Origin of the sequence: Clostridium beijerinckii (assembly GCA_003129525.1) — a bacterium.
Taxonomy (GTDB): domain Bacteria; phylum Bacillota; class Clostridia; order Clostridiales; family Clostridiaceae; genus Clostridium; species Clostridium beijerinckii_D.
The window spans coordinates 884,117-910,000 of record CP029329.1 but is presented as its reverse complement, the minus strand read 5'-3'; the positions used below and the strand labels follow the sequence as shown (position 1 = coordinate 910,000).

19 protein-coding genes, 1 tRNA gene and 2 rRNA genes (1 of these 22 running past the window's edge) are annotated in these 25,884 nt (G+C 30.0%); 13 read left to right on the top strand and 9 right to left on the bottom strand.

Features of this window, described 5'->3' with window-relative positions:
* Both DIC82_03670 and rrf read left to right on the top strand, forming a co-directional pair.
* Positions 1 to 1,199, top strand: a 23S ribosomal RNA gene (locus tag DIC82_03670) (it extends 1,715 nt beyond the left edge of the window).
* A gap of 67 nt (positions 1,200 to 1,266) precedes the next feature.
* Positions 1,267 to 1,383: ribosomal RNA gene (gene rrf / locus DIC82_03665) — 5S ribosomal RNA — on the top strand.
* Positions 1,384 to 1,539: 156 nt separating this feature from the next.
* Here rrf and DIC82_03660 read toward each other — a convergent pair.
* On the bottom strand, positions 1,540 to 2,256 hold the full coding sequence (locus DIC82_03660; protein ID AWK50223.1) for an HAD family hydrolase: 717 nt from the start codon (positions 2,254 to 2,256) through the stop codon (positions 1,540 to 1,542).
* Between the two features lie 459 nt (positions 2,257 to 2,715).
* Between DIC82_03660 and DIC82_03655 the strand changes: the two genes are divergently transcribed.
* The 7 genes from DIC82_03655 to DIC82_03625 all read left to right on the top strand — a co-directional run bounded on the left by DIC82_03655 (position 2,716) and on the right by DIC82_03625 (position 10,311).
* Positions 2,716 to 3,582, top strand: coding sequence for a 4-hydroxy-tetrahydrodipicolinate synthase (locus tag DIC82_03655; GenBank protein AWK50222.1), 867 nt, complete (start codon positions 2,716 to 2,718; stop codon positions 3,580 to 3,582).
* Between the two features lie 202 nt (positions 3,583 to 3,784).
* Positions 3,785 to 5,440 carry a sodium-independent anion transporter gene (locus DIC82_03650; GenBank protein AWK50221.1) on the top strand — a complete coding sequence of 552 codons (1,656 nt, stop codon included), beginning with the start codon at positions 3,785 to 3,787 and terminating at the stop codon, positions 5,438 to 5,440.
* Positions 5,441 to 5,713: 273 nt separating this feature from the next.
* Positions 5,714 to 5,878, top strand: a complete 165-nt coding sequence (locus DIC82_03645; protein ID AWK53027.1) for a DUF1540 domain-containing protein — start codon at positions 5,714 to 5,716, stop codon at positions 5,876 to 5,878.
* Between the two features lie 248 nt (positions 5,879 to 6,126).
* Positions 6,127 to 7,086: an aminoglycoside phosphotransferase gene (locus DIC82_03640; GenBank protein ID AWK50220.1), complete on the top strand. Its 960-nt coding sequence runs from the start codon at positions 6,127 to 6,129 to the stop codon at positions 7,084 to 7,086.
* A gap of 567 nt (positions 7,087 to 7,653) precedes the next feature.
* A complete protein-coding gene (locus tag DIC82_03635) occupies positions 7,654 to 8,901 on the top strand; it encodes an ammonia permease (protein AWK50219.1) in 1,248 nt (415 codons plus the stop codon).
* 131 nt (positions 8,902 to 9,032) lie between these two features.
* Positions 9,033 to 9,371, top strand: coding sequence for a transcriptional regulator (locus tag DIC82_03630; protein AWK50218.1), 339 nt, complete (start codon positions 9,033 to 9,035; stop codon positions 9,369 to 9,371).
* A 310-nt stretch (positions 9,372 to 9,681) separates the two neighbouring features.
* Positions 9,682 to 10,311, top strand: coding sequence for a phosphohydrolase (locus tag DIC82_03625; protein ID AWK50217.1), 630 nt, complete (start codon positions 9,682 to 9,684; stop codon positions 10,309 to 10,311).
* 273 nt (positions 10,312 to 10,584) lie between these two features.
* Here DIC82_03625 and DIC82_03620 read toward each other — a convergent pair whose 3' ends face one another.
* The 5 genes from DIC82_03620 to DIC82_03600 all read right to left on the bottom strand — a co-directional run bounded on the left by DIC82_03620 (position 10,585) and on the right by DIC82_03600 (position 16,314).
* A complete protein-coding gene (locus tag DIC82_03620; GenBank protein AWK50216.1) occupies positions 10,585 to 11,415 on the bottom strand; it encodes a PTS mannose transporter subunit IID in 831 nt (276 codons plus the stop codon).
* Positions 11,416 to 11,438: 23 nt separating this feature from the next.
* Positions 11,439 to 12,227, bottom strand: a complete 789-nt coding sequence (locus DIC82_03615) for a PTS mannose/fructose/sorbose transporter subunit IIC (protein ID AWK53026.1) — start codon at positions 12,225 to 12,227, stop codon at positions 11,439 to 11,441.
* A 124-nt stretch (positions 12,228 to 12,351) separates the two neighbouring features.
* On the bottom strand, positions 12,352 to 12,834 hold the full coding sequence (locus tag DIC82_03610; protein ID AWK50215.1) for a PTS fructose transporter subunit IIB: 483 nt from the start codon (positions 12,832 to 12,834) through the stop codon (positions 12,352 to 12,354).
* On the bottom strand, positions 12,834 to 13,256 hold the full coding sequence (locus tag DIC82_03605; protein AWK50214.1) for a PTS mannose transporter subunit IID: 423 nt from the start codon (positions 13,254 to 13,256) through the stop codon (positions 12,834 to 12,836). The genes DIC82_03610 and DIC82_03605 overlap by 1 nt, the downstream gene beginning before the upstream one ends.
* Before the next feature lie 250 nt (positions 13,257 to 13,506).
* Complete coding sequence (locus DIC82_03600) at positions 13,507 to 16,314, bottom strand: PTS sugar transporter subunit IIA (protein ID AWK50213.1); 2,808 nt, start codon at positions 16,312 to 16,314, stop codon at positions 13,507 to 13,509.
* Between the two features lie 255 nt (positions 16,315 to 16,569).
* On the opposite strand from DIC82_03600, the gene DIC82_03595 reads away from it, so the two are divergent.
* Complete coding sequence (locus DIC82_03595; protein AWK50212.1) at positions 16,570 to 17,082, top strand: molecular chaperone; 513 nt, start codon at positions 16,570 to 16,572, stop codon at positions 17,080 to 17,082.
* Positions 17,083 to 17,256: 174 nt separating this feature from the next.
* Here DIC82_03595 and DIC82_03590 read toward each other — a convergent pair whose 3' ends face one another.
* Positions 17,257 to 18,834 (bottom strand): DEAD/DEAH box helicase, encoded by a 1,578-nt coding sequence (locus DIC82_03590; protein AWK50211.1) that lies wholly within the window; start codon positions 18,832 to 18,834, stop codon positions 17,257 to 17,259.
* A gap of 248 nt (positions 18,835 to 19,082) precedes the next feature.
* Positions 19,083 to 19,826 (bottom strand): 1-acyl-sn-glycerol-3-phosphate acyltransferase, encoded by a 744-nt coding sequence (locus tag DIC82_03585; GenBank protein ID AWK50210.1) that lies wholly within the window; start codon positions 19,824 to 19,826, stop codon positions 19,083 to 19,085.
* Positions 19,827 to 20,038: 212 nt separating this feature from the next.
* Here DIC82_03585 and DIC82_03580 point away from each other — a divergent pair, with 212 nt between their 5' ends.
* The 3 genes from DIC82_03580 to DIC82_03570 all read left to right on the top strand — a co-directional run bounded on the left by DIC82_03580 (position 20,039) and on the right by DIC82_03570 (position 24,633).
* Positions 20,039 to 22,423 carry a carbonate dehydratase gene (locus DIC82_03580; GenBank protein ID AWK50209.1) on the top strand — a complete coding sequence of 795 codons (2,385 nt, stop codon included), beginning with the start codon at positions 20,039 to 20,041 and terminating at the stop codon, positions 22,421 to 22,423.
* 361 nt (positions 22,424 to 22,784) lie between these two features.
* A tRNA-Arg gene (locus DIC82_03575) sits at positions 22,785 to 22,859 on the top strand.
* Between the two features lie 289 nt (positions 22,860 to 23,148).
* Positions 23,149 to 24,633: an MFS transporter gene (locus DIC82_03570; GenBank protein ID AWK50208.1), complete on the top strand. Its 1,485-nt coding sequence runs from the start codon at positions 23,149 to 23,151 to the stop codon at positions 24,631 to 24,633.
* 293 nt (positions 24,634 to 24,926) lie between these two features.
* Here DIC82_03570 and DIC82_03565 read toward each other — a convergent pair whose 3' ends face one another.
* A complete protein-coding gene (locus DIC82_03565; protein ID AWK50207.1) occupies positions 24,927 to 25,829 on the bottom strand; it encodes an AraC family transcriptional regulator in 903 nt (300 codons plus the stop codon).
* Between the last annotated feature and the right edge of the window lie 55 nt (positions 25,830 to 25,884).

Sequence of the window (25,884 nt, the reverse complement as noted above, 5' to 3'; positions counted from 1 at the left end):
ATTGACCCCGTAACTTCGGGAGAAGGGGTGCCTGCAGCAATGCAGGCCGCAGAGAATAGGCACAAGCAACTGTTTAACAAAAACACAGGTCTCTGCTAAAGCGTAAGCTGATGTATAGGGGCTGACGCCTGCCCGGTGCTGGAAGGTTAAGGGGAATGCTTAGCGGTAACGCGAAGGTGTGAACTTAAGCCCCAGTAAACGGCGGCCGTAACTATAACGGTCCTAAGGTAGCGAAATTCCTTGTCAGGTAAGTTCTGACCCGCACGAATGGCGTAATGACTTGTGCACTGTCTCAACTGCAAATCCGGCGAAGTTGTAGTGCGAGTGAAGATGCTCGCTACCCGCGATTGGACGGAAAGACCCCGTAGAGCTTTACTGTAGCTTAGCATTGAATTTCGGTATTGTCTGTACAGGATAGGTGGGAGACTGGGAAACCAGAGCGTCAGCTTTGGTGGAGTCGTTGTTGGGATACCACCCTGATAGTATTGAAGTTCTAACTGGATGCCATGAAACTGGTGACAGGACATTGTTAGGTGGGCAGTTTGACTGGGGCGGTCGCCTCCTAAAATGTAACGGAGGCGCCCAAAGGTTCCCTCAGAACGGTCGGAAATCGTTCGAAGAGTGCAAAGGCAGAAGGGAGCCTGACTGCGACACCTACAAGTGGAGCAGGGACGAAAGTCGGGCTTAGTGATCCGGTGGTACCTCGTGGGAGGGCCATCGCTCAACGGATAAAAGCTACCTCGGGGATAACAGGCTGATCTCCCCCAAGAGTTCACATCGACGGGGAGGTTTGGCACCTCGATGTCGGCTCGTCGCATCCTGGGGCTGAAGTAGGTCCCAAGGGTTGGGCTGTTCGCCCATTAAAGCGGCACGCGAGCTGGGTTCAGAACGTCGTGAGACAGTTCGGTCCCTATCCGTCGCGGGCGTAGGAAATTTGAGAGGAGCTGTCCTTAGTACGAGAGGACCGGGATGGACTGACCTATGGTGTACCAGTTGTTTCGCCAGAAGCATAGCTGGGTAGCTAAGTCGGGAATGGATAAACGCTGAAAGCATCTAAGTGTGAAGCCAACCTCAAGATTAGATTTCCCATAGCGTAAGCTAGTAAGACCCCTTGAAGACTACAAGGTTGATAGGTCAGAGGTGTAAGTATGGTAACATATTTAGCTGACTGATACTAATAGGTCGAGGGCTTGACCAATATATAATCAAGTTGTAAAATATACATTAATTCTATATGCAATTTTGAAAGAACATAGTTTTTTCAAATCTCGTGACGATGGCATAGAGGTAACACTCCTTCCCATTCCGAACAGGACAGTTAAGGTCTATAGCGCCGATGGTACTGCACGGGTGACTGTGTGGCAGAGTAGGACGTTGCGAGGTAAGTTTAGAGGATAGTTTTAATTAACTATCCTTTTTTAGCGTATATAAAAATTATTTTTATAAAAAATAATAAAAGTATTCCACAATAAGTTTAAATATATTGTGGAATGTTTTTAATTAATGTGGATATGTTTTGATATAAGTATTATTTAAGAATTATTTAAGAATTAAAGACTTTATTTTATGTACATCTCCATCCATTATATTGTAATCACTTTTAAGTTTTGAAGTTATTTCTGGGGATAAATTTGAATTAATATATAATGAATCTAATCCGACGGAATGAGCACCATCTATATCTGCAATAAAATCATTGCCTATCATTATTGAATCTTTTATATCTAAATTAAAATTCTTTATTAATTTATTATAAAATGCTTTATCAGGTTTACACATATAATGATCAGAAGAGAAATAAATTCCATCAAAATATTTTTCTATACCTAGAATTCTCATTTCATATAACGTAAAAGTTCTTTGAGCATTTGATAATAAATAAATTTTTTTGTTTTTTTCTTTCAATGAATCAAGCAATTCAAGAACACCATCATAAAGTTTTAAATATTTAATTGAAAGAATTCTAAACATTTGTGTTGCAGCTTTAACATTGTCAGAAGATACATGTACATTTTTATCCTCAAATAGTGATTGAAATATATTATCAATAGGGAAATCCGGATAATCAGTAGTAGTTATAGATAATTGAGTTTCTTTAAATTTTTTTCTATAAGAGGATTTTAGATCTTTATAAGTATAACAAGCACCATTAAATGAATAAAATAAGGCAAGTTTTTCCCAAAGAGATTTAATATTTTTATTAGTACTTATATCAACTAATGTTCCATAAAAGTCAAAGATATAATTAGTATACATATGTTATTCCAGCTTTCTATAATTTTAGTTTTGCTTAATATTATAATTCTATATAAATAAAAGTTATCCTTTAATTAGAATGGATAATTTTTTATTAAAGGGATAATTATTTACAAATAATTAAAGAAATGATATAATTCTAATAAATTCAATACGAGAACCTAAGGTAGAGGTGCCATTAATAAAAAGTACTTATTATGAGTTTGCAGACGTTGATTAATAAGAAAAGGTATTATGGCCGAAGATTTAAATCATGCAAAGATTTATTTCTGGGTATGCATAGAATATGTGCATAACTGTCACGAAAGTGGAGAGCTACAAGGATTTGCTGAAATTTAATATAATAATATTATTATATTTTAGTTTTAGATGAAGCTTTATGCGATTAACTCTACCCGTTGGTATATACTAGCGGGTTTTCTTATTTTAAAAAATAAAATTTAGGAGTTGTAATAATTTATGAAAATTGAAGGAGTATTAGTACCATTAATAACGCCGTTTAAAGATGGGAAGGTAGATTTAAAATCATATGAAAGAATGGTTAATCATTATATAAAAGAAGGGGTAAGTGGAATAATCCCACTTGCAACTACTGGAGAATCACCTACTATCTTAGATGCTGAATATGAAGAAGTTTTGGCTAAAACTATGGAGTGCAATAATAATAGAGTACCAGTTTATGTAGGCTTAGGTGGAAATCATACTAGCGAAGTAGTTAAGAAATTAAAGGTAGCAGAAAGGTATAACGTGGATGGAATATTATCTGTAGCGCCCTATTATTCAAGACCAAATCAAAGGGGACTATATGAACATTTTAAAAGTATATCTGAAGCAACTAATTTAGATATTATAATTTATAATATTCCATATAGGACTGGAACTAATGTTGAAAATCAAACTGTTCATAGATTGGCAGAATTAAAAAACATTATAGGTGTAAAAGATTGTTCAGGAGATATGAAACAAACAACTGATTTGTTGATTAATCCGCCAAAGGACTTCTCAATTTTAACAGGAGAGGATGCATATTTTTACACAACACTTTTACTTGGTGGACAAGGCGGTATAATGGGCTCTGCTCATTTAAGAACTAAAGAGTTTATTGAAGTATATAACTTGGTTAAATCTAATAATCATCAAGATGCACTAAAAAAATGGCAATCATTATATAATATGATACCACTTTTATTTGCAGAGCCCAATCCTACGCCATTAAAATATTCTTTAAACAAGTTAGGCTTAATAGATTCAGATGAAGTTAGATTGCCATTGGTTAACATAACAGAACAATTAGAAAATAAATTAAATAGTATTATTAAATTATAAATAAATCACTTGATTTATTTATATAAACTTAATTAGGTATTATATAGATTTTGAAATCACTTGCTAAATATATGAATTAATCATAAATTTAAATGTCAGAATAATGCTTTTAATGTAGGATAAATGAATATTTTGCTTTGACTAGTATAGAGAATAGGAGTAAGATAAAAGTTGACAAGTTAAATAAGGAAGTGATTAAAAAATGATGCCTAAGTTCTTTTATATGATTAAGAACAAGGAAATTACAAAAGCGCAAGTTATGAAGGATATCATAGCTGGAATTATAGTTGCTGTAATAGCATTACCATTGTCAATAGCACTTGGTATATCATCAGGCGTGTCACCTGAGAAGGGTCTTATTACAGCAATATTTGCAGGATTTATAATCTCATTTTTAGGAGGTAGTAGAGTTCAAATAGGTGGACCTACAGCAGCTTTTGTTATTATAATTTATTCAATTATTCAGGAGCATGGTTTAAATGGACTTATTACTGCGACAATAATGGCTGGAATTATATTAATTATAATGGGATTATTAAAATTTGGTTCATTAATTAAGTATATACCACAAACAATAACTATAGGATTTACTGCTGGTATAGCAGTAACATTAATGTCAACACAAATTAAGGATTTTTTAGCACTACAAATTGACACTGTGCCAGCAGAATTCTTTGCAAAATGGGGAAGTTATTTTGCCAATATAGGGTCATTAAATAAATGGTCTTTGATAGTAGGTGCAGGATCTATTATTATAATAGTGTTTTGGCCTAAAATTAATAAGGCAATACCAGGTTCAATGGTTGCATTGATAGTTGCAACTATTTTTGTAAAAGCATTGAACTTACCGGTAGAAACTATAGGAAGTAGATTTCAAGAAATTTCATCGGCAATACCAATGCCAATACTTCCAGACTTTAGTATAGCTACAATAAATAAATTATTTGCACCTGCTATGACAATTGCTATTTTAGCAGCATTAGAATCATTATTGTCAGCAGTAGTAGCAGATGGAATGATTTCTGATACACATGATTCTAATATGGAGCTTATTGCTCAAGGGATAGCTAATATTACGTGTGGATTATTTGGTGGAATACCAGCTACAGGTGCTATAGCAAGAACTGCAGCTAATGTAAAATCAAGTGGAAGAAGTCCTATATCAGGGATGGTACATGCTATAACATTACTAGTTACTATGTTAGTTCTAATGCCTCTTGCAAAAATGATACCAATGACTACTCTTGCAGCAATATTAATGGTTGTAGCATATAACATGAGTTCATGGAGAGCGTTTATGGGGTTATTAAAAGCTCCTAAGAGTGATGTTATTGTATTATTAATTACATTTGGATGTACAGTTGTATTTGATTTAGTTGTTGCAATAAGTATTGGAATGATTATGGCAATGTTTTTATTCGTCAAGAGAGTATCAGATACTACTAAAATTAGAGATTTAGTAGATGAGGAAGTTTTTGATGAAGATATAGCCACTGTATTAGAAAAAGCAGAGGGGAAAATACATGTATATCAAGTAAATGGACCACTGTTCTTTGGCGTAGTGCAAGAGTTCATTGCAAGAATGAAAGAGCTTGAATCTTCTGTTGAGGTTGTTATTTTAGATCTGAGACATACCCATGCAATTGATGCTTCTGCAATAGATGCATTAACTAGATTGCTTAAGCATTGTAATAAGTTAAACATAAAACTCTGTTTAACTCATGTGCAGGGACAACCAATGAAAGTATTAAACAAGATGGGTTTTGCAGTTGAAATTGGAGCAAGTCATATATATGAAACTAAGACAGAAGCAATAGAAGTAGCTTATGAGTATATAAAATGTCTAGAGGCATCTTAAATTATAAGATATTTTTTGAATTTACATATTAAATATAAGAAATAAGCAGGATTAATAATAGAGAGTGTTAAATTATTAATCTTATTTTTTTCGTTATTAATAATATAAAAGGCATAAATTAGAATGTTTATTCTCACAAATTAATCACTATTGCCGAGGAAATAATAGGAGTTAATAATTTAAATAATGTTAAGAACCATAAGTATAGTACTAAATAAAAGTATATATATGTGATTTTTACAAATAATATTATTGAAAAAGTGATAAGGAGTGATAGAAGTGGATGCAAATTCATCTATAAAATGTTCAGTTGACCAATGTCAATATCATGCACAAGCAAAGAATTATTGTACATTACAAGAAATCAAAGTAGGTACACATGAAACAAATCCAACTAAAATTGAATGTACAGATTGTGAGTCATTTAAAGTAAAATAGCCTGAAGTTTTGCTTGAATTTAAAAAGATGCGCTAAAGAAAATAATACTTTAGAGCATCTTTTCTGATTTTATATTAAATTATAATAAATAAAATTCATATATTATATAGATTTAATTTGTTTCAAAAACTATATAATAAAGTAATATAAATAAAACTTTTATAACAAATGTATCAATAATATATTATAATTAAATTTAAAAGAAGGATTTAATCAAAAAACTATATAGAGTAGTGAGGTATATTTAATTGGAATATAATTGGGAAAGGACGTTTCCGTTTTTAGAAATTGATAAAAGTATAGTTGGTAAATTATTTGAAGGAATATTAGAAGAAAAAAATATAATTAATGTAATACCAGTAAATGAGGGCTGTAGAACAACAAATTATATTGTTCAAACAAATCAAGCTAGAAAGAAATATGTTTTGAAAATATTTTTTTCAACAGAACAAAACTATAAGAAAGAAATTAAATTATTAACAAAGCTAAAGGAAAATGAAACTATACCTGTCAATAAAGTATATAAAATTAGTAGTGATGAAATTATTCAAAATAAAGAATATGCAATTTATGAATATATAGAAGGAAAGACTATAGGACAAGCTATAAGTGAAGGATATGTATTAGAAGAAACACTTGTTAGAGATGTAGCAAAATATTTAGCTAAAATACATAGTTATAAATTTAATAAAACAGGATTTCTAGATGAAAATTTGAATATAAGAGAAGAATTACCTCCACTTATTTCATGGTATAAAAATTTCATGGGGGATAGAGCTCAAAAGCGTTTAGGCAAGAATATTATAGAAAAAATTAATAGCATAGTTAAGGAAAATAAAAAGATATTAATTCAATTAGATGAAGATATTAGGTTGGTTCATGGAGATTTCCAAGGGACTAACATATTAGTAAAAGATAATAGATTGTCTGGAATTTTAGATTGGGAGTTTGCAATGGCTGGACACCCATTGGCTGATATAGGACAGTTTTTCAGATATGAAGAATATTTTAATAAAAACTTAATACAGGAATTTGAAAGTGAATACAATAAAAACTCAAGTTATAAGCTCATTGATGATTGGTATAAGGTAAGTAAACTCCGCGATTTAGTAAATTTAATTCAATTAATTGATTTAGAAGAGAACATGCCCAATAAATATGCAAATATAAAAGATATAATAATTAACAATATAAATATATTAAAATAATGAAGAATTCAAAAACATATATTGGTTTTGATTAAAAGGTTATTTCTATAAATGTTTTAGGAATAGTTTGTACTTTACTTCTTTTTGAAGGAGAGAAATATTAACTAAAGAAAGTCTATATCTAATTAAAGCTACAGTGTGTGAGTTGGCTTGATTGTGATGTTGAGACTAAAAAGTAGAATACCCTGTTCCAATAATTAATATGCTAGGTATAATAAAAATTACTATCAAACAAATATGAATATTATTTATATGATAAAAAAGTAATACTAAGTATTATTTTTAGAAAATGTGTTGACAAATTTATATGGAAATAATACAATGTGAAATATAGACAACGGTGTTTGTGAAATGTACCTAGAAAAGGTATATTTCACAAGCACCGTTTTTTATATAAAAAATTACGATGTTGTAATGTGTTAAGTAAATAGGCTTTGCAAAGTTAAATTCTAAAAGTAATGACGCGCAGTTGCTTTTAAATCAATATTATTAAAAAAAATTATTAGGAAAATTAAGTAACTGAATAAATTTTAGAGTTATATTCATTATTTTAAAGGGGGATTTTTTATGGAGATTAATTTAGGCGATAGTGCTTTTATATTGGTTTGCTCGGCACTTGTATTTGTAATGACACCAGGGCTTGCATTTTTTTATGCTGGGATGGTTAGAAGGAAAAATGTTTTAAACACATTAATGTCTTCATTTTTTATATGTGGATTGGCATCAGTAATGTGGGTTTTAATAGGATATTCGTTATCCTTTGGAAATGATTTTCATGGAATAATTGGCGGATTAAATTTCTTTGGTATGGTAGGTGTAGGTGCTGAACCTAATGCAGCATATGCAAGTAATATACCTCAATTACTTTTCGCAGCATTTCAAATGATGTTTGCAATAATTACACCAGCACTTATAACTGGTTCTCTAGTAGGAAGAATGAAATTTTCAGCATTATTTATATTTGTAGCACTATGGTCACTATTGGTATATTATCCATTAGCTCATATGGTATGGGGAGATGGTGGATTAATAAGAGCTTTAGGAGCTGTTGATTTTGCAGGGGGTAATGTAGTTCATATAAGTTCTGGTATTTCAGGACTTGTAGCATGTATAATGTTAGGTAAAAGACGTGGACATGGTATGATGTCATATAGACCTCATAATATTCCGTTTGTAATTCTTGGAGCAGCATTACTTTGGTTTGGATGGTTTGGATTTAATGCAGGTAGTGCATTAGGAGCTGGTCCACTTGCAGTGCAAGCTTTTATGACAACAAATACTTCAGCAGCAGCAGCAATGCTTTCATGGATGCTAATTGAAAAAATAAAACATGGGAAACCAACAATACTTGGAACTGCAACAGGAGCAGTAGTGGGGTTAGTTGCAATTACACCAGGGGCAGGTTTTGTTCCACTTTGGGCATCCATTATAATAGGTATAGTAGTATCTCCGATCTGCTTCTTCTTTATGGAAAAAGTAAAAGCTAAATTTGGATACGATGATGCACTTGATGCTTTCGGATGTCATGGAGTTGGTGGAATTTGGGGAGGTATTGCAACTGGATTATTTGGACAAACAACAATTAACTCTGCAGCACAATGGAATGGTCTTTTCTTTGGAGATGTTAAACTTTTAATTGCACAAATAATGAGTATTTTAATAACAATAGTATTTGCAAGTGTTATGACATTCTTAATTATAAAAGTTATAAAGTTATTTATGGATATCAGAGTTGAAAGTTCAGAGGAAGCCGATGGACTTGATGTAGCAGAGCATGGTGAAACAGCTTATCCTGCATTTAACGGTTTAGATTAGTATATTGTAATAAATTTATACTAAGGTTTTGGTACAATTATAGTTCAATAAGATGGATAAATAGTGATAAAATAAATAATATTTTATGGCATATAATATTTATTTCAGATATTATTAGGGAGGAATATATTATGAAAAGAATAGAAGCAATTATAAGACCTTCAAAGCTTGAGGATATTAAAGAAGCATTGAAAAATAGTAATATAAATGGAGTAACTATCAGTCAAGTTATGGGGTGTGGACAACAACGTGGCTGGAAGGAATATCATAGGGGCACTGAAATAACAACTAATGTATTACCTAAGATAGAAGTTAAGATAGTTGTTGAAGATGATAAGGTTGAAGATGTTATTGAATTAATTACATCAATTGCTAGAACTGGAGAAGTCGGTGATGGAAAGATATTTATCATTGATATTACAGAATGTATAAGAATTAGAACCGGTGAAAGAGGATCTTCTGCATTATAAAATAAATATATAGAATAATAATATAAGAAGATATAAAGCACAAAAAGATTATTGCATTTAAGGTTATTAGGATAATTTAAAATATACAATATGGAACGGTATATAAATTTGCATGATGTAAGTTTATATACTGTTTTCATTTTGATAATATGAACACATGGTTGTTTAGCTAAAAGTTAAATAGATGAATTAAATCTTTATTATCATATATCAATTTCCATGTTTAAAAATTCAAATAATTGATATACTAAATAATAGTAAATTAATTATTTGCAGTAGGAATTGCATAAGAGAATAATAGGAGTGTATTATGACTGATAAAGAGACTTTTTTAAAAATAGAGAAACATTTACTTAATGATGATAAGCCATCTATTTATTTATATGAATTATTAAAGGCTGGTGAACTTGATAAATATCCGTTCTCCATGATTAAAGATTTACAGAGTGTTGACCAAAACCCAAAGTTCCATCCAGAAGGGAACGTATTTATTCATACAATGATGGTTGTTGATGAAGGAGCAAAAAATAAAGAAAAAAGTAATGATAAAAGGGCACTTATGTGGACACTTTTATTGCATGATATAGGCAAGAAGCCAACAACTAAGTTGAGAAATGGACGATTAACTTCATATAATCACGAAAGTGTAGGTGCAGATATGACTAAAGAATTTCTAACGTACTTTAATGAAGAAGAAAATTTTATATCTAAAGTAACAGCACTTGTAAAATGGCATATGCAGAGTTTATTTGTAACAAAAAACATGAAATTTCAGAATATAAGAAATATGTTAGAAGACGTTGATATTAATGAAATAGTGTTAGTTTCACTTTCAGATAGACTAGGTAGAGGTAATTTAGATAGCACGGACATTAATAATACACGAATTGAAATAAATAAATTTGAAGAAAAGATAAGTAATTTTTGTAAAGATAAATAAAATATATATAAACACATCAAGCTTACTTAGTATTATGTTGAATATTTACGACTTAGTCTTTCATCTAAAGAACTAGATTTTCTTAATCCTATGGAGTGAGTATATATTTAACTTTAGAGTATTATACTCATGAATACAGCTTTTAAAATATACATCTATAAATAACTTTTTATTATTATAAAAAGAGATTATCTAAAGTTATTCTAGATAATCTCTTTCTTTAAATTTATTTTAGATATGAACAATTTCTTTATTATATATTACAATTAAGAATTATGCCATCCATCCTAATCCGTAGAATATAATACCAAGAATGAATATTCCAAGGATAATCCAAACTGCATTAATCTTCATCTTAAGCAACTTCATACATGCGAATGTAGCTAATAATGGAAGTAATCCTGGTAATAGAGAATCTAAGATTGTTTGTACAGTTGTAACAACTGTTGTTCCATCTGCTTTAGCAATAGTTGAAACAACTATTGGAACATTAATAGATGTCCATCTGTTAACAAGAGCACCCATTACAAATAATCCAAGGATTGAAGCACCTTCTGTTAACTTTTGAAGTTTACCACCAGCCATATCTGCAACGATAGTAGTTCCTTTGCTATAACCATAGCTAACTCCATAGTATCTGATTGCAAGACGAACTATATTAAATATTAAAAAGAATAATATTGGTCCAAGTATACTACCTGTTAATGCTATTGAAGCACCTAAAGCAGCAGCAACTGGCCTTAATGTACCCCAGAATATTGGATCACCAACACCTGCAAGAGGTCCCATTAAACCTATCTTAAGACCATTAATAGCACCGTCATCAATGTCAGCACCATTAGCTTTTTGTTCTTCCATAGCTGCTGTAACGCCTAAGATTGGAGCAGTAACAAATGGTTGTGTATTAAAAAACTCAAGATGTCTCTTAATAGCTTTCTTTCTTTCATCACCAGTATACAATCTCTTGATTACTGGAACCATTGCGAAACAATATCCTAAAGCTTGCATTCTCTCATAATTCCATGAACCTTGGTGAAGATTTGAACGAATGAACATGCTTGTAATGTCACTTTTGGTAAGTTTTTTTTCTAATTCTTTACTCATAATATTTTACCTCCTCTTCCAGTCTATAGTTCATCGTCTTCATCACTAGATGAAGCAGATGTAGTAGCAACAGCAATTGCATTGAATTTAGGGCTTAATTGAATGTAGATTACAGCAGCTACAGTTCCAATTACACCTAAAGCAACTAAGTTTAAGTTAGCAATTGCAGCAACAACAAATCCTAAGAAGAAGAATGGCATTAAATGCTTTGCTTCCATCATATTAATAACCATTGCGTATCCGACTACAACTACAACACCGCCACCAACTCTAAGTCCGCCAGTTATAATGTCAGGTATAGATGCTAACATGTTTTGAACAATGTCAGTACCAACAAACATAGCAACGATTACAGCAGGAATAGATACACGTAAAGCTTGGACTAATAAAGCGCCGATATGACAAAGATCAATTATTTTAAGATCTCCGTTTTGAACAGCTCTATCTGCTTGATGTTGGAAAAACACAGTAATAGTTCTAGCAAGTATAGTTAATACTTGACCAGCTGCAGCAATTGGAATTGCAATTGCGATACCAGCACTTACATCTTGCTTACCAGCAATTACTAGAATAGTAGAAACAACACTAGCTAAAGCAGCATCTGGAGCCATTGCAGCACCGATGTTCATCCAGCCAAGAGCCATCATTTCTAGTGTACCACCAATTATAATTCCGGTTTTTAAGTCTCCTAAAACAAGTCCGATTAATGTACATGCGATTAATGGTCTATGAGTTTGAAATTCATCAAGAACACTACCCATACCAGCAACACATGCGATTATGAAAATAAGAATAATTTGTAATGTGTTAATTTCCATAATATCCCCTCCCTATTAACAATTATTTATATTTATATTAATAAATATACAAAATTAAATGTAAATGTTTAATATAGACTTAGTGTAAAAATGTAGATAAACTACATTTTTATATATACTACATTTTATCTATTAACTTCATAATAAAGGATTTTGAATCAGAAGCAACTTTTCTTATTTCTAATTCTATATTCTTATCATTTAATGATTTAAATGCTTTAACATCTTGATCATTAACTGAAACAGCTGTAGTCAATTGAGTCTTACCTTCTTTAAAAGACATTCCTCCGATATTAACAGTTTTAATATCAATTCCAGCTTCAACTAATCTAAGAACATCTGTAGGATTAGTGAAAAGAAGTAATACAATATCATTTTCATATTTAGGGTTATTAATAACTCTAATTGCCTTTTCTATACCAACTACAGAAGATTGAACACCTGGAGGTGCCACTTGAGTTAATAAAGTTCTTCTTATTTCATCATTTGCTACATCATCGTTACATACAATGATTCTTTGGCATTTTGTTTCCTTTGACCATACTGTAACCACTTGTCCATGTATTAATCTGTCATCAATTCTTGCTAATGCAATTTTCATTATAAATCATCCTCCTCTAAATCTGTGTCTATTTGTTTTACTAATTGTTTTATTGATTCTTTACCAGCACTTTGTGCAATTGCTACTAATTCAGAAAGACTTGAAAAATCTCTGCTACCAAAAACTTCTAATAACATTGGAAGATTAATTCCTGTTACAATTTCCATGTTATCATTTTTTAATGCAAGTATACTGGCTGCATTAAATGGACTTCCACCAAAAAGGTCTACCATAAATAAAACTCCATCAGTGCAATTTAATTCATTTATAAGTTTATTATATTTATCTACTAAATTATCTGTACCTTCACCTGGTTTAAATGTTACAACACCAACGTTTGTTTGAGCACCAAAAATCATTTCTGACGATTTAACAAGCTCTTCAGAAAAACTTCCATGAGTACTTATAATTAATGCGATCACTAATTTATCATCCTTTCATTATTCAATTAATATTTTGTATGTATACTATTATATATAGCAATTAGCATGCCAATGTAGTGTATCAAAAACAAAAAACATTATTAAAGATACAGTTCTATTATGATTATATAAATATAATCATAAATAGTTAATACACTACAAATGGGTATTAATACACTTTCTGTAGAAAACGATATACTTTTGGTAAATATAATTTAAATTTGATACTAAAACTGAGTTGGGTGAAATTCTAATACTCATTAAGTATATCAACCATATAATATATTTCATCATTAGTTAATGATATAGATAATGAATTCTTAAATATTAAGCTAGCTTTATTTAAGGCAATTAAACTGTTTTTATTTAGAGTATCAGGAGATTCCTTATACTCTAAACCATCATTTAAAATCATTCTTTCTAAGGCACAAGCAACATGTAGCATAATTCTCAATTTATGGGAATTATCATAATTTATACATAAAGATTTTTCAATAACGATAACAAAGTCTTCTAATAACGAGCATATTTTCTCAGGGTTAAGAAATGTTAAAATCTCTCTAAGGCTTTGTTTGCAAAGATTTTTTAGAACTATTTGATTTTGGGTTTTATTATTAGAAACAATGATAGTTTTTCCTTCAATTAAATTTTTCAATACTTTTTCGCCAGATCCATCAATTAAATTTTCTAATGATATAAATGGAATTCCCATATTAGGATTTACAATACCAATAAGCGCTATTATTTTATTACTTTTAGCTATATGGGTAATAGATTTACTTAAGTTATTTAATCCAATAGGAAGTATATTAATATTATCTGTAGTGATATTATCAATAATATCTTGAACTAAATCTTTCAGTTTAATAGCTGTACCTTTACCAGTAGAACAAATAGTAACAACAACACCAGCACCAGTAACATCAGAATTAGAAACTTCATCAGAAATAAGTTTGTTAGTATATCCTCTAAAATCAGTAAGTAAATATGAATAAACAGAATTTAAATCTGTATCACAAAGAGAACACTTTCTAACAGCTTCTAACACTAATGGAGTAGATACCATATCAATGCTTTTAGTGAGAATTCCAGTCTTTTCTGTAATAAGGTCACCAAAAGTATTTAAGGAACCCATATCTACTAAAAGAAGTACTCCTTTACCCTCATCAACTGTTTTAACCTTTTCAATTACAGTCTCTAATATATCAGAAGGAGTCATCTCAAGTGGCATATCAACGGCTAAAATATTATCAGCATCAAAAAGTTTTTTAGCTACGGCAACCATACTTGTAGCAGTGCTTGAACCATGGGCAGCTACAACAATACCTACTCTTTCTTGATGCGAGGATTCTTGAATTGAAGTCAAAAGTAATGCAAGATACTCAATTTCAACAGGTGGAATTATTAAGTTATAACGCTGTTCTATTAATGCGTGAATTTCTTTAGCAACTACATATTCTTTACTATTAATGGTCGATGATAATTCAATAGGCGATGAAAAAGAAACAGTCTTTTTCTTAATTCGATTAAATAATGCGCTAAAATGAAGGCTTGTTGCATAAATAAATCTTTCATTTAGTTTTTTATTTAATCTATTTTCAGCTAGAGTTTTTATTTCTTCAGCAAAATCGACAATATCGCTGTCAACAATCTTAAGCAAACCTTCTCTACGGTGAGTATCATTTTTAAATCGAGCATAGAATTGCTTTAACTGAAGGTTAATATCAGTAGTTATAAAGTTTTTAATTTCATCTTCATTCATACCCTCTTCCTGAAGAGCAGAAGTTTTATCTTCAATAATACTATAAATATTAAAAGGTGGTTCATAAGCGTCAATTTCCCAAAAAGTCTTATTATCATCAGGAGGAATAGTTATTGTATTGGGAATTATATTCCATGCTGTTGCATTCTCATTGATTTTATTACCCAAAGTAAGAAGTCCATTTTTTATATTAGGTGGCAGTAATTTTAAGTTTATATCAATTGGTTCATCTGTATTCATACAGTTTAAAAATCCTTTTGCACAAGCTAATTGAATATTAGATTTTAGTTGCCCAACATTTCCATAAGAAGTACTACCTATTAAAGCCTTAATGGCTTCTGCTGAAATTCTTATTGTTTTATTAACTCTTTGAGCTTCTTTTGAGATTAAGAAGTGTATCAAGTGAATTTGATCATCAATAGGTCTTTCATCAAAATCAGGAATAGCTATTGATATAGGAATTCTTCGCACAAACGTTTTAAGTAAAGTAGAATTTGGATCTTCTGTAGTCGCACCTATTAATAATACATTAGCCTTACGTGCACGATCTGTTTCACCAAGTTTATTATATGTTCCTGTATCCATAAAATAGAATACCATTTCCTGTCCTTCTGGGGGTAGCCTATGTATTTCATCTAGAAATAGAATACCTCCATTAGCCTTTGAAACAATACCATCTTTCTCTTTTTCAGCACCTGTAAAAGCACCTTTAATATGCCCGAAAATATAAGATAAAAGAAGTTGTGGATTGTTAGCATAGTCAGCACAATTAAAAACAACAAAGGGGGCGTCTTCAGGCAATTTTTTTATATATTTAGAATATTCATACATAATATTAGCAAATAAACTTTTACCAACACCTGTACTACCGACTATCAATGTATGTAATCCATTTGGTGGATATAATAAAGCTGCCTTGGCTTGCTCAATTTGATTTTTTAAGCTTGTGTTAGCACCGATTAAATAATTAAATGGTGATTGGTCTTCAATAAGTCCATTTGGTGTGCTAGTTAAAGAATTAATATCTGATATTTCTTCTAAACTTTCAGGTAATTTGATAAATAATATATGTTCAAGGCATTTTCTGTGAAAATAGAGAACAGGTCTATTTTTAATTTTAATTATTTTCTTTTGTCTACAAAGAGTATTAAGCTCTTTTGAAACATTATTTCTTAATATATCTAGAGTATCTCCAATTTCTTGTGCACTAAACCCTTTCTGGGCTAAGAGTTTATTTTTATCAAAAAGTTTAGATGCTTGAAAAATATAATCATAAATTTTATCAATACGCTTCACTATTAATCACTCCTTTATAATTACTATTGTAAAGATTTAAATGAAAATATTCAATAGTGTATTGATACAGTTATTTAATATAAAAGTTAGTATAAGAATTATGTATTAAATATATTAAATGAGTCCGTTTAATATACAAATGTAATAAATTAATTTTTACTAAATGAGAAAATAAGATTAATAAAATAAATATTTTAAACAAATTCTAACTTCATAAATATTATATAGTGTTAAGAAATATATTAGGAGGGTAATATGTTTAAGATTTTTTCCTTTGGATTTAGCAATATTGTTAACTTAGGGAATATAGAAAAAATAAATAGAGTTATGAACTCTTTTTTAGATAATATTTATATAAATGAGCTTACAGAAAATTACAAGGATACTTTTTACAATACAAGTTATAAAGAAACAGTGGACGTTAATGAGGGTGATTTTATTGATCTTAAGCAATATGAAGATATGTACTTGCTAACTATAGATTTAAAAGGTATTGACCTTAGAGAAGTGAGCATAAGATATGATCCTGGAATAATAGAGATAAATTTAAATAGATCAGAAATAGAAAAAGGAAGTTTTTGGGGGACTTATAGTAATATGTTTGTTAAGAAGGCATATAACAAGAAGTTTGAAAACATTGAAAGAATAGATACGAGTCAAATACTTAAAAGTATTGATAATGGAATTCTTAGTATGAGAATGCAAAAAAAATATGCATTAGAAAGTGTATCAAATGTAATAGAGGTGGATTCCTATGAAGATAATTAGTTGTATATATAGTAAATATAAAATACAGAGTGCAAGATATCAAATGCGTAATGGTAATCTTGAATTTTTATATTTATAAGAAAATTACAAAATAAAAAAGGGAGGATAAGCTCTAGGTATATACCTAAAAATAAATCTTCCCTTAAGTAAGAGTATTAAGTTAATAAAATGTTATTATCTCTTACGCTTATTGGCAACTTCAACGTTAACTCTCTTTGCATTAATTTTTCCACCTGGGCATTTATCTAATATTTGGGCAGATACAGTTTCGCTTACTGTTACAAATGAGAAGTTTTCCATAAGGTCAATTTGACCAATTACTGAAGAATTAACACGTGTCATATCTTTTATGTAGTTAATTAATAATTTTGGAGTCAAACCATCTCTTTTGCCGACAGAGAAGAATAAACGAACATCATCTTTTTTAGGTGCATCTAAATTATTTGAACTATAATCAAAAACACTTTCATTTTCAAACTTAATTTTCATTAAAGCTGCAATAATTGATACTGGGTCATTAGCTTCAGCTAATTCTATCGCACTTGGAATAAACTTAGTAAGTTCTCCAGCTTTAATAGCTTCTTCAACTTCGGATACCATATCCTTAAATTTCTTCTTATTTATTTCTTCTGCAGTTGGAACTGGTCTTTGTGTTATTGAACTTTTAGTAACATTTTGAATTTGTTTAAGCATTGATAAGTCTTTTGGAGTTACTAATGAATAAGCAGTACCACTTTTATCTGCTCTACCAGTTCTACCAATTCTATGAACATAAGATTCAACGTCTTGAGGTAAATCATAATTAAATACATGAGTTACGCCTTCAACATCTATACCTCTAGCAGCAACATCGGTAGCAATTAATAAACTTAAAGTACCCTTTTTAAACTTGTTTAAAGTCGCTTGTCTATGAGTTTGAGTCATGTCTCCATGCATTCCTTCAACCATATAGCCTTTTGATTGCAATTCTTGTACAAGCTCATCAACACCTATTTTAGTTCTACAGAATATTATAGCTGAACTAGGCTTATCTAAATCTAATAATCTACAAAGAGCTTCTAATCTATGCTTATTATTAATCATAAAATAGTTTTGTTGAATTTTAGATACAGTTAGTGAACTTTTTTTAACGCTAATAAGTTTAGCATCTGGTTTCATATATTTCTTAGCAAGCTTTGCTATTGGAGCAGGCATTGTTGCCGAAAATAATAAAGTTTGTCTTTCAGCTGGAGTATGACTAAGGATCTCTTCTATATCATCAATAAATCCCATGTTAAGCATTTCGTCAGCTTCATCTAATACTAAAAACTCTACATTCTCTAAATGAAGGCATTTTCTTTTTATAAGATCTAACATTCTTCCTGGTGTTCCAACAACAATATCTACAGTTCCTTTTCTAAGAGCTCTCATTTGTCTGTCGATAGAATCTCCACCGTAAACAGCTAATGTTTCAAGGTGCTCATATTTAGCAAGTCTTTGGATTTCATCATTAACTTGAACTGCAAGTTCTCTTGTTGGAGCTAGAATAAGAGCTTTTATCCCTGGTGTATCACTCATTCTAGTGATAATTGGTAAAGTATAGGCAGCAGTTTTTCCAGTACCGGTTTGTGCTTGACCTATTAAGTCTGCACCACTAAGTGCTGCTGGAATACTTTGTTCTTGTATTTGAGATGGTTTCGTAAAACCAAGGTCTGATATTGCTTTTACAATACTCTCCTTAAGACCTAATGTAGCAAATTGATTATCATTCATTAAATATCCTCGTTTCTTTATTTTAAAATTGGGTAGTTTTACTTTAATAATTAATACTAAAGTTTTATTCATAAGTCAAATGAGTTTATTATAACACAAATAATCGACAAATGTCAAAAAAATTTTCGCATAAGTATAAATTAAGATGTAAAACTATAATGTAGTTAATAAAAATCATATTTTATTTATGTTTAGCCTTTAGTTTAAAAGTTATACATAAATAATTTGCAGAATAATGTAAGTCGTTATTAATTGTGGAATGTAGCACAAGCATTTTCATTGTATCTACTACTTATAATAGAATGAACAGTTTCAGGTAATCTTTCTAATTCTTCTTTGCTTAATGTATTGATATCTATTGGCGCATGTATTACCAGTTCTATGTCTGCACCTTTAATCATGTTATTATTTGCTTCTAGTAGCTTATATGTTCCATTTATAGTTAGTGGAACTATTGGACATTTTGATTTTGTAGCAAGTTTAAAGCTACCACCTTTAAATTCATCAACAGGATTTCCTTTACTTCTGGTTCCCTCAGGAAAAATCACCATTGAGCAACCTGATTTTAACAAGTTAATCCCTTCAACTATTGATTGTGCAGATTTCCTCAAATTAGATCTATCCATGAAAATGCAATTTGTATATTTCATCCAAGTACTAATAACAGGCCATCTTTCAAGTTCCTTTTTCGCAATAAATCCTTTTGGGATATCAATAGAACTTAGTAAAAGTGGTATATCAAAATTACTTTGATGATTTGAAACAAATAGCACAGTTTGATCTTTAGGAAGATTTTCTTGACCTATAACATTAATTTTGGCACCGGATATATTCATTACAAATCTAGACCATGTAGAAGCTACTTTATGAATATATTCTTCTCTTTTTTTAATATCACCTTTACTAGTCAAAAATCTTACCTTAATTCCTAAAAAAGAAGTAACAATGAGACTTATTATAATACAGGGATAAAAAAATATAGTTCTTATCATGAGCTATTACACATCCTTAATATATTAATTTTTACACTAATCAGTATATTATAAAAAATAATATATTAAAAGATTTAATATATTATTTTTAACTTTAAATATAAGTAAATATATAGGGAAAAATAATATTAAAGAATGTATAATATATATGATAATGTTTAATTATATGAAATAGTATAGCAAAAATAATTTACATAGACAGGGGAATTTTGATGAATTTAAACAATTTTGACATACAGGATAACAATGAAGAAAATATGAGAGGACTAACATCAACAGAAGTTGAAAAAAGAATTAAAGAGGGAAAAGTTAATCATATTCCTAAAACACCATCAAGAACCATAACTCAGATAATAAGGGCAAACTTGTTTACAAGATTTAATGCCATAAATTTTATACTTGCTACAGTAATAATTTTGGCGGGTTCGCCTAAAAATGCCATATTTGTGGGTGTTATAATAGTTAATACACTAATTGGTGTAATTCAAGAAGTTAAAGCTAAGTATACACTAGAAAAATTATCTGTCATAAGTATGGCTCATGCAAAGGTTCTTAGAGAAGGAGAAATACGAGAAATTCCTATAGAAGAGATTGTTTTAGATGATGTACTTTATCTAGAAACAGGTTTGCAAATATTAGCAGATGGAGAAGTTTTACATAGCAATGGATTAGAAATAGATGAATCCATGTTAACTGGAGAAGCAGATGCAATTACTAAACGCTCTGGAGATAAACTATTATCTGGAAGCTTTGTTATAGCTGGAGAAGGTTATGCATTGGTTAAAAAGGTTGGAAAAGAAACTTATTCTTCAACTCTTGCAGAAGAGGCTAAGCAATTTAAAATAATAAATTCAGAACTCCAAGCGGCTATAAATAAAATTTTAAAAGTAATACTATGGATTGTACCACCTCTATCAGCTTTACTGATAATAACTCAATTAAGGATTCCAGGATATACATGGCAAGATGCATCTATAGGTGCGGTATCAGGAATTATTGGAATGATACCTGAAGGGTTAGTGTTGTTAACAAGTGCGACATTTATAGTTTCAATTATAAAATTGTCTAAATATGATACTTTAGTTCAGGAATTGTGTGCTACGGAAGTTTTAGCAAGAGTAGATGTGCTTTGTTTAGATAAAACAGGAACTTTGACACAAGGTGATTTAAGATTAGCTGAGGTAAAGAATGTTGGTGATAGAGATTCTGAAGAAATAGATATAATATTAGCAGCTTTAATTCATAATCTTCCTTGTAATAACGCAACGCAGAAAGCTATATTGGCTAAATATACAGAGTATGATAAGAATATAAAATGCACAGATAAAATTGTATTTTCATCTAAGCGGAAGTGGAGTGGGATTACCTTTGAGAAATTAGGTACATGGGTTCTTGGAGCACCAGAAATAATATTAAATAAGCAATATCATTTTATAGAAAATTTAGTTAAGGATGAAGCTCAAAAAGGGAAAAGAGTTTTATTATTAGCAAATCTTAATAATGAATTAAATGATAATTTAGAAGGCAATATAGAAAGCGTCGCTTTAATATTAATTGAAGATATTATAAGAGAAGCAGCTCCCGATGTATTGAGATATTTTAACAAGCAACACGTAAATGTAAAGATAATATCTGGAGATAGTCCAGTTACAGTTTCAGAAGTTGCTAGAAGATGTGGTGTAACTCAATGGGAGAATTATATTGATGCAAGAGAATTGCCAAAGGATGATGAGACGTTAAAGGCATTAATAAAGAAGACTTCTGTTTTTGGAAGAGTAACTCCACATCAGAAGAAGAAAATTGTTTTATTACTTCAAGAAATGGGTCATACTGTTGCGATGACAGGTGATGGAGTAAATGATGTACTTGCTTTGAAGGCATCAGATTGTGGAATAGCTATGGCAAATGGGTCTGATGCAACTAAAGCTGTAGCACAATTAGTATTAATGAAATCGGATTTTTCGGCACTACCTAAGGTTGTTGAAGAGGGAAGAAAACAAATTAATAATTTAGAGAGGGTTTCAGAGTTATTTTTATCCAAAACTGTGTATTCTATAATTTTAGCATTTATATGTTCAATATTATTTATAGAATATCCAATACTACCAATACAATTTTCTTTAGTAGGAAGCTGTGCTATAGGAATTCCATCATTCTTCTTAGCATTATTACCTAGCACTGGTGGTGTTAAAAAAGGATTTTTAACTAGAATATTGACAGTTAGTATTCCAAATGGAATATTACTTGCTTTATTTACACTTATGACATTCTTAATAGCACTTCAAATGAAGCTACCAATGATGTACAGTAGAACTTTAGCAGTATTAATGTTTTCAGGAATTAGTATGGTAATATTATTTAGAGTTGCAAGGCCATTAACTAAATTTAAAACGGTAATGTGTTTGGCAATGTTTGGAATTATAGTACTTGGATTTTCAACTCCAATCGGAAGATACATATTTAGTCTATCTGAAATACAACCAGAACATTGGATAATATCATTATCTGTAATAATAATATCAAGTCCATTAATAACTAGCATTGTAGATATATTTAGAGTTAAGGTTAATAGAAAATTTAAAGCTAAAATACATTAATTTATAATGTACAGGAAATATTTGAGTAGGAATATCAAAGAGAGAGTTCGATTTGTAAAATATAAGGGAGACTGATCTCACTTGAGAAGCGCGAGAATCCAAAGAAAAAATTCTCACAGGGAAAGTTGAATTGGCTAAATATAAAATTTGGATTCTCACTTTTCATAAGGTGATTTTGAAAAGAAATTTTGAAAATAATTTAATTCTTAATCACGTATTGATTTTGTAATTTAAGCTTTTAAGACATACATTTTAATAAACACAAGATATATCTGCATAACATATTTGACAAGATCAAATAATTATAATAGAATTTATGAGTAAGAATAAAAAGCATTAGTTTGATTCTTATAAAATATATGCTCCTATAGTTAAATGGATAGAACAATCCCCTCCTAAGGGATAGATGTGAGTTCGATTCTCGCTGGGAGTACCAAAGCAGATAAAAGAAAGGCTTAACTGTAACAGTTAAGCCTTTTCTCATGCAAAAAGTTGTACTATAAACTGGCAGGATTTATTCTTATACCTATCTTTAGGATTTAAGTTAAACACTATCGTCTTTCTATTGTTTACTTTTTATAATATTTTAGAATTATTTAATAATTGAATTTTAACACATAATTAATGATAAGAAAGTTGAGTTACTATTATGTTGTACAAATAGTTTAATATATATATAATTACAAAGTCTCATTAATAAATTTAATAAGGAAGTGATTTAAAGAATGTATTCGACAAAGAGAAATATAGTAATTGCATTAATGGTAGCAATGTTTTTAGGTGCGGTGGAAGGAACAGTTGTGACTACGGCCATTCCAACTATAGTGAAGGAGTTACAGGGATTTGAAATTATTAGTTTGGTTTTTTCAGTATATTTATTAACGTCTGCAATTTCTACTCCAATATACGGTAAGCTGTCAGATTTATATGGAAGAAAAAATATACTTTCAATTGGAATAATAATATTTTTAGTTGGGAGTTTTTTATGCGGATTAGCACAGACTATGAATATGTTAATAGGATTCCGTGCAATTCAAGGATTAGGTGCAGGTGCAATATTTACAGTTACATATACAATTGTTGGAGATGTATTTACACTGGAGGAAAGACCGAAGGTTCAAGGACTTATAGGGACAGTATGGGGAATTGCAAGTCTTGCAGGTCCATTCTTGGGAGGAATATTAATAGATATGCTGTCTTGGCATTGGATATTTTTTATAAATATTCCTTTTGGAATATTGTCAGTTATACTTATTCAAAGAAATCTAAAGGAAACCATTAAGAAGAAAAAACATAATATAGATTTTGCAGGAATTATTACTTTATCAATTTCAATGATTATATTTTTAAATATTTTTTTATCAACTGAAAATATAAGTTTCAATCATAATATATTTATAGCAATATCAGTGGTGATAACTATTATACTGCTAACTGTATTCTATAAAATAGAAAGAAAAGCAAAAGAGCCCATTATCCCTTTTGACATATTTACAAAAACAAGCACAATTGTAAACTTAATAAGTTTTTTAGCTTCAGCTATATTAATAGGTTCAAATGTATATTTGCCAATATATTTGCAGAATATATTAGGCTTTAATGCTAAGGTATCAGGATTAGCACTGGCTCCAATGTCAGTTGCTTGGCTTATAGCTTCAGTAATTCTAGGGAAATGTATAGTAAAGTATGGAGCAAAAGCAGTAATACTCATATCTAATGTTATTTTACTTATTAGCACAATATTACTGTCTACGTTAGACATAAATTCTTCACTAATATTAGTATTAGCATATGTTTTTATAATGGGTTTTGGATTTGGTGGAGCATTTACTACTTTAACTATAATCGTTCAAGAATCTGTAGAATATAACAAAAGAGGTGCTGCAACTGCTACTAACTCATTGCTTAGAACATTAGGGCAAACAATAGGTGTAAGCGTATTTGGAAGTATATTTAATTTATATATAATTAAATATTTTGTTCAGCTTGACATAAAAGGAGTTGACCCAAGTAATTTATATAATTACTCTGCATATAATGCTGCGGTCACCAGTGAGCAAATAAAGCTTTCTTTAAACAGTTCTTTGCATGTTCTGTTTATAATACTTATAGTTATATCTATCCTATCTCTAATTTTATCAATAGTGATGCCTAAAATAGCAGGAGAGGATAAGAAAGAACATGATGCAAATGTGTTAACAGAGTCGTAGGATATTATTTAAAGTAAAAAGGAACAATTAGGGTACTGCATGGTATCCTAATTTTTTTGCTTATTAGTATGGTAGGCGAATATATTATCAGGTATAGAAGTAATGTTCTTTTCATATCATTCACTACATAGGCATATGTAGTGAATATTGTAACAATATCGTTGTGTAGAAATTGTTTATATATAGTAGTAAATGAATGGCTAATATAGTTGAGAAAAAATGGTCAAAATTGCTCTTATAGGGAGCACCAGATATATTAAAAAGGCTTAACTAAAGTGGTTAAGCCTTTTATGTTAGTTAAATTTATTTTCATTAAGTGATTTAATATATTTTTTTGGAGAAAATCCAAACTCGTCTTTAAAGGCTTTCAAAAAATTAGGATAATTATTAAATCCACTATCAATATATGCAGAATCTATAGAAGAGCCATCATGCAAGTGGATTTTAGTAACAATGAGTCTTTTTTTACTAATATATTGATGTATAGTAAAACCAACGTGCTTCTTAAATTGGCGGCTTAAATGATATTTGCTTATATAAAATTTCTGGGACAACGTGTCAAGGGATAAATCTTCACATAAATTTTCATTTATATAATGTACCACAGCACTTATTTTTGAGTTATGTTTAATGTCAATTTCAATTTCTTTAGATGTATTAAAATATGCTTTATTAAGGTATATTAGCAATTCTGTTATATAAATTTTTCTAAGGAGAGTATCACCATAATCATTACTATTATAAGCCTTTTCAAGCTTTTTATATATTTTTTTAATATGATGGAAAAGATCAATATTTGGACGAAGTAAATTATAATGATTTTTTGATGAATCCTCAAAACAAAGTGTAAGAGTAGTTTCATTAGTTTCAATTGATTTTACAAAGTCTGGATCAATCCAAATAACAATCCTTTCATAGTTCGCTCCATGCTCAACTACAGGTTTGTGTAGCTCTTTATTGTTAGTTAGAAGAATGTCATTAGGTTTAAGACTATATGTTTTTCCTTCAATAATATACTTAACTTTTCCAGAGATAAAGAACAATATCTCATAAAAGTCATGATTATGATATTCAACATTTATATCATGGTTATCGGAATAATGAAAAAATTCAAAATCTAATGAATTCATAACTTGTCTTGATGTGAATTCGAATATGTTATTATTCATGCTACCTCCTAAAATATTTATAAACATAACATTGAATTACTTAAACATTTGCACTTATATGTTTACGCTTAAATTAACTTTG

Excerpts from the sequence above, each read along its gene's own strand:
- DIC82_03585 (AWK50210.1), bottom strand. The coding sequence starts at position 19,826 with ATGATAAGAACTATATTTTTTTATCCCTGTATTATAATAAGTCTCATT.
- DIC82_03635 (AWK50219.1), top strand. The coding sequence starts at position 7,654 with ATGGAGATTAATTTAGGCGATAGTGCTTTTATATTGGTTTGCTCGGCA.
- DIC82_03625 (AWK50217.1), top strand. The coding sequence starts at position 9,682 with ATGACTGATAAAGAGACTTTTTTAAAAATAGAGAAACATTTACTTAAT.
- DIC82_03655 (AWK50222.1), top strand. The coding sequence starts at position 2,716 with ATGAAAATTGAAGGAGTATTAGTACCATTAATAACGCCGTTTAAAGAT.
- DIC82_03610 (AWK50215.1), bottom strand. The coding sequence starts at position 12,834 with ATGAAAATTGCATTAGCAAGAATTGATGACAGATTAATACATGGACAA.
- DIC82_03590 (AWK50211.1), bottom strand. The coding sequence starts at position 18,834 with ATGAATGATAATCAATTTGCTACATTAGGTCTTAAGGAGAGTATTGTA.
- DIC82_03630 (AWK50218.1), top strand. The coding sequence starts at position 9,033 with ATGAAAAGAATAGAAGCAATTATAAGACCTTCAAAGCTTGAGGATATT.
- DIC82_03565 (AWK50207.1), bottom strand. The coding sequence starts at position 25,829 with ATGTTTATAAATATTTTAGGAGGTAGCATGAATAATAACATATTCGAA.
- DIC82_03580 (AWK50209.1), top strand. The coding sequence starts at position 20,039 with ATGAATTTAAACAATTTTGACATACAGGATAACAATGAAGAAAATATG.
- DIC82_03650 (AWK50221.1), top strand. The coding sequence starts at position 3,785 with ATGATGCCTAAGTTCTTTTATATGATTAAGAACAAGGAAATTACAAAA.
- DIC82_03660 (AWK50223.1), bottom strand. The coding sequence starts at position 2,256 with ATGTATACTAATTATATCTTTGACTTTTATGGAACATTAGTTGATATA.
- DIC82_03620 (AWK50216.1), bottom strand. The coding sequence starts at position 11,415 with ATGAGTAAAGAATTAGAAAAAAAACTTACCAAAAGTGACATTACAAGC.
- DIC82_03595 (AWK50212.1), top strand. The coding sequence starts at position 16,570 with ATGTTTAAGATTTTTTCCTTTGGATTTAGCAATATTGTTAACTTAGGG.
- DIC82_03570 (AWK50208.1), top strand. The coding sequence starts at position 23,149 with ATGTATTCGACAAAGAGAAATATAGTAATTGCATTAATGGTAGCAATG.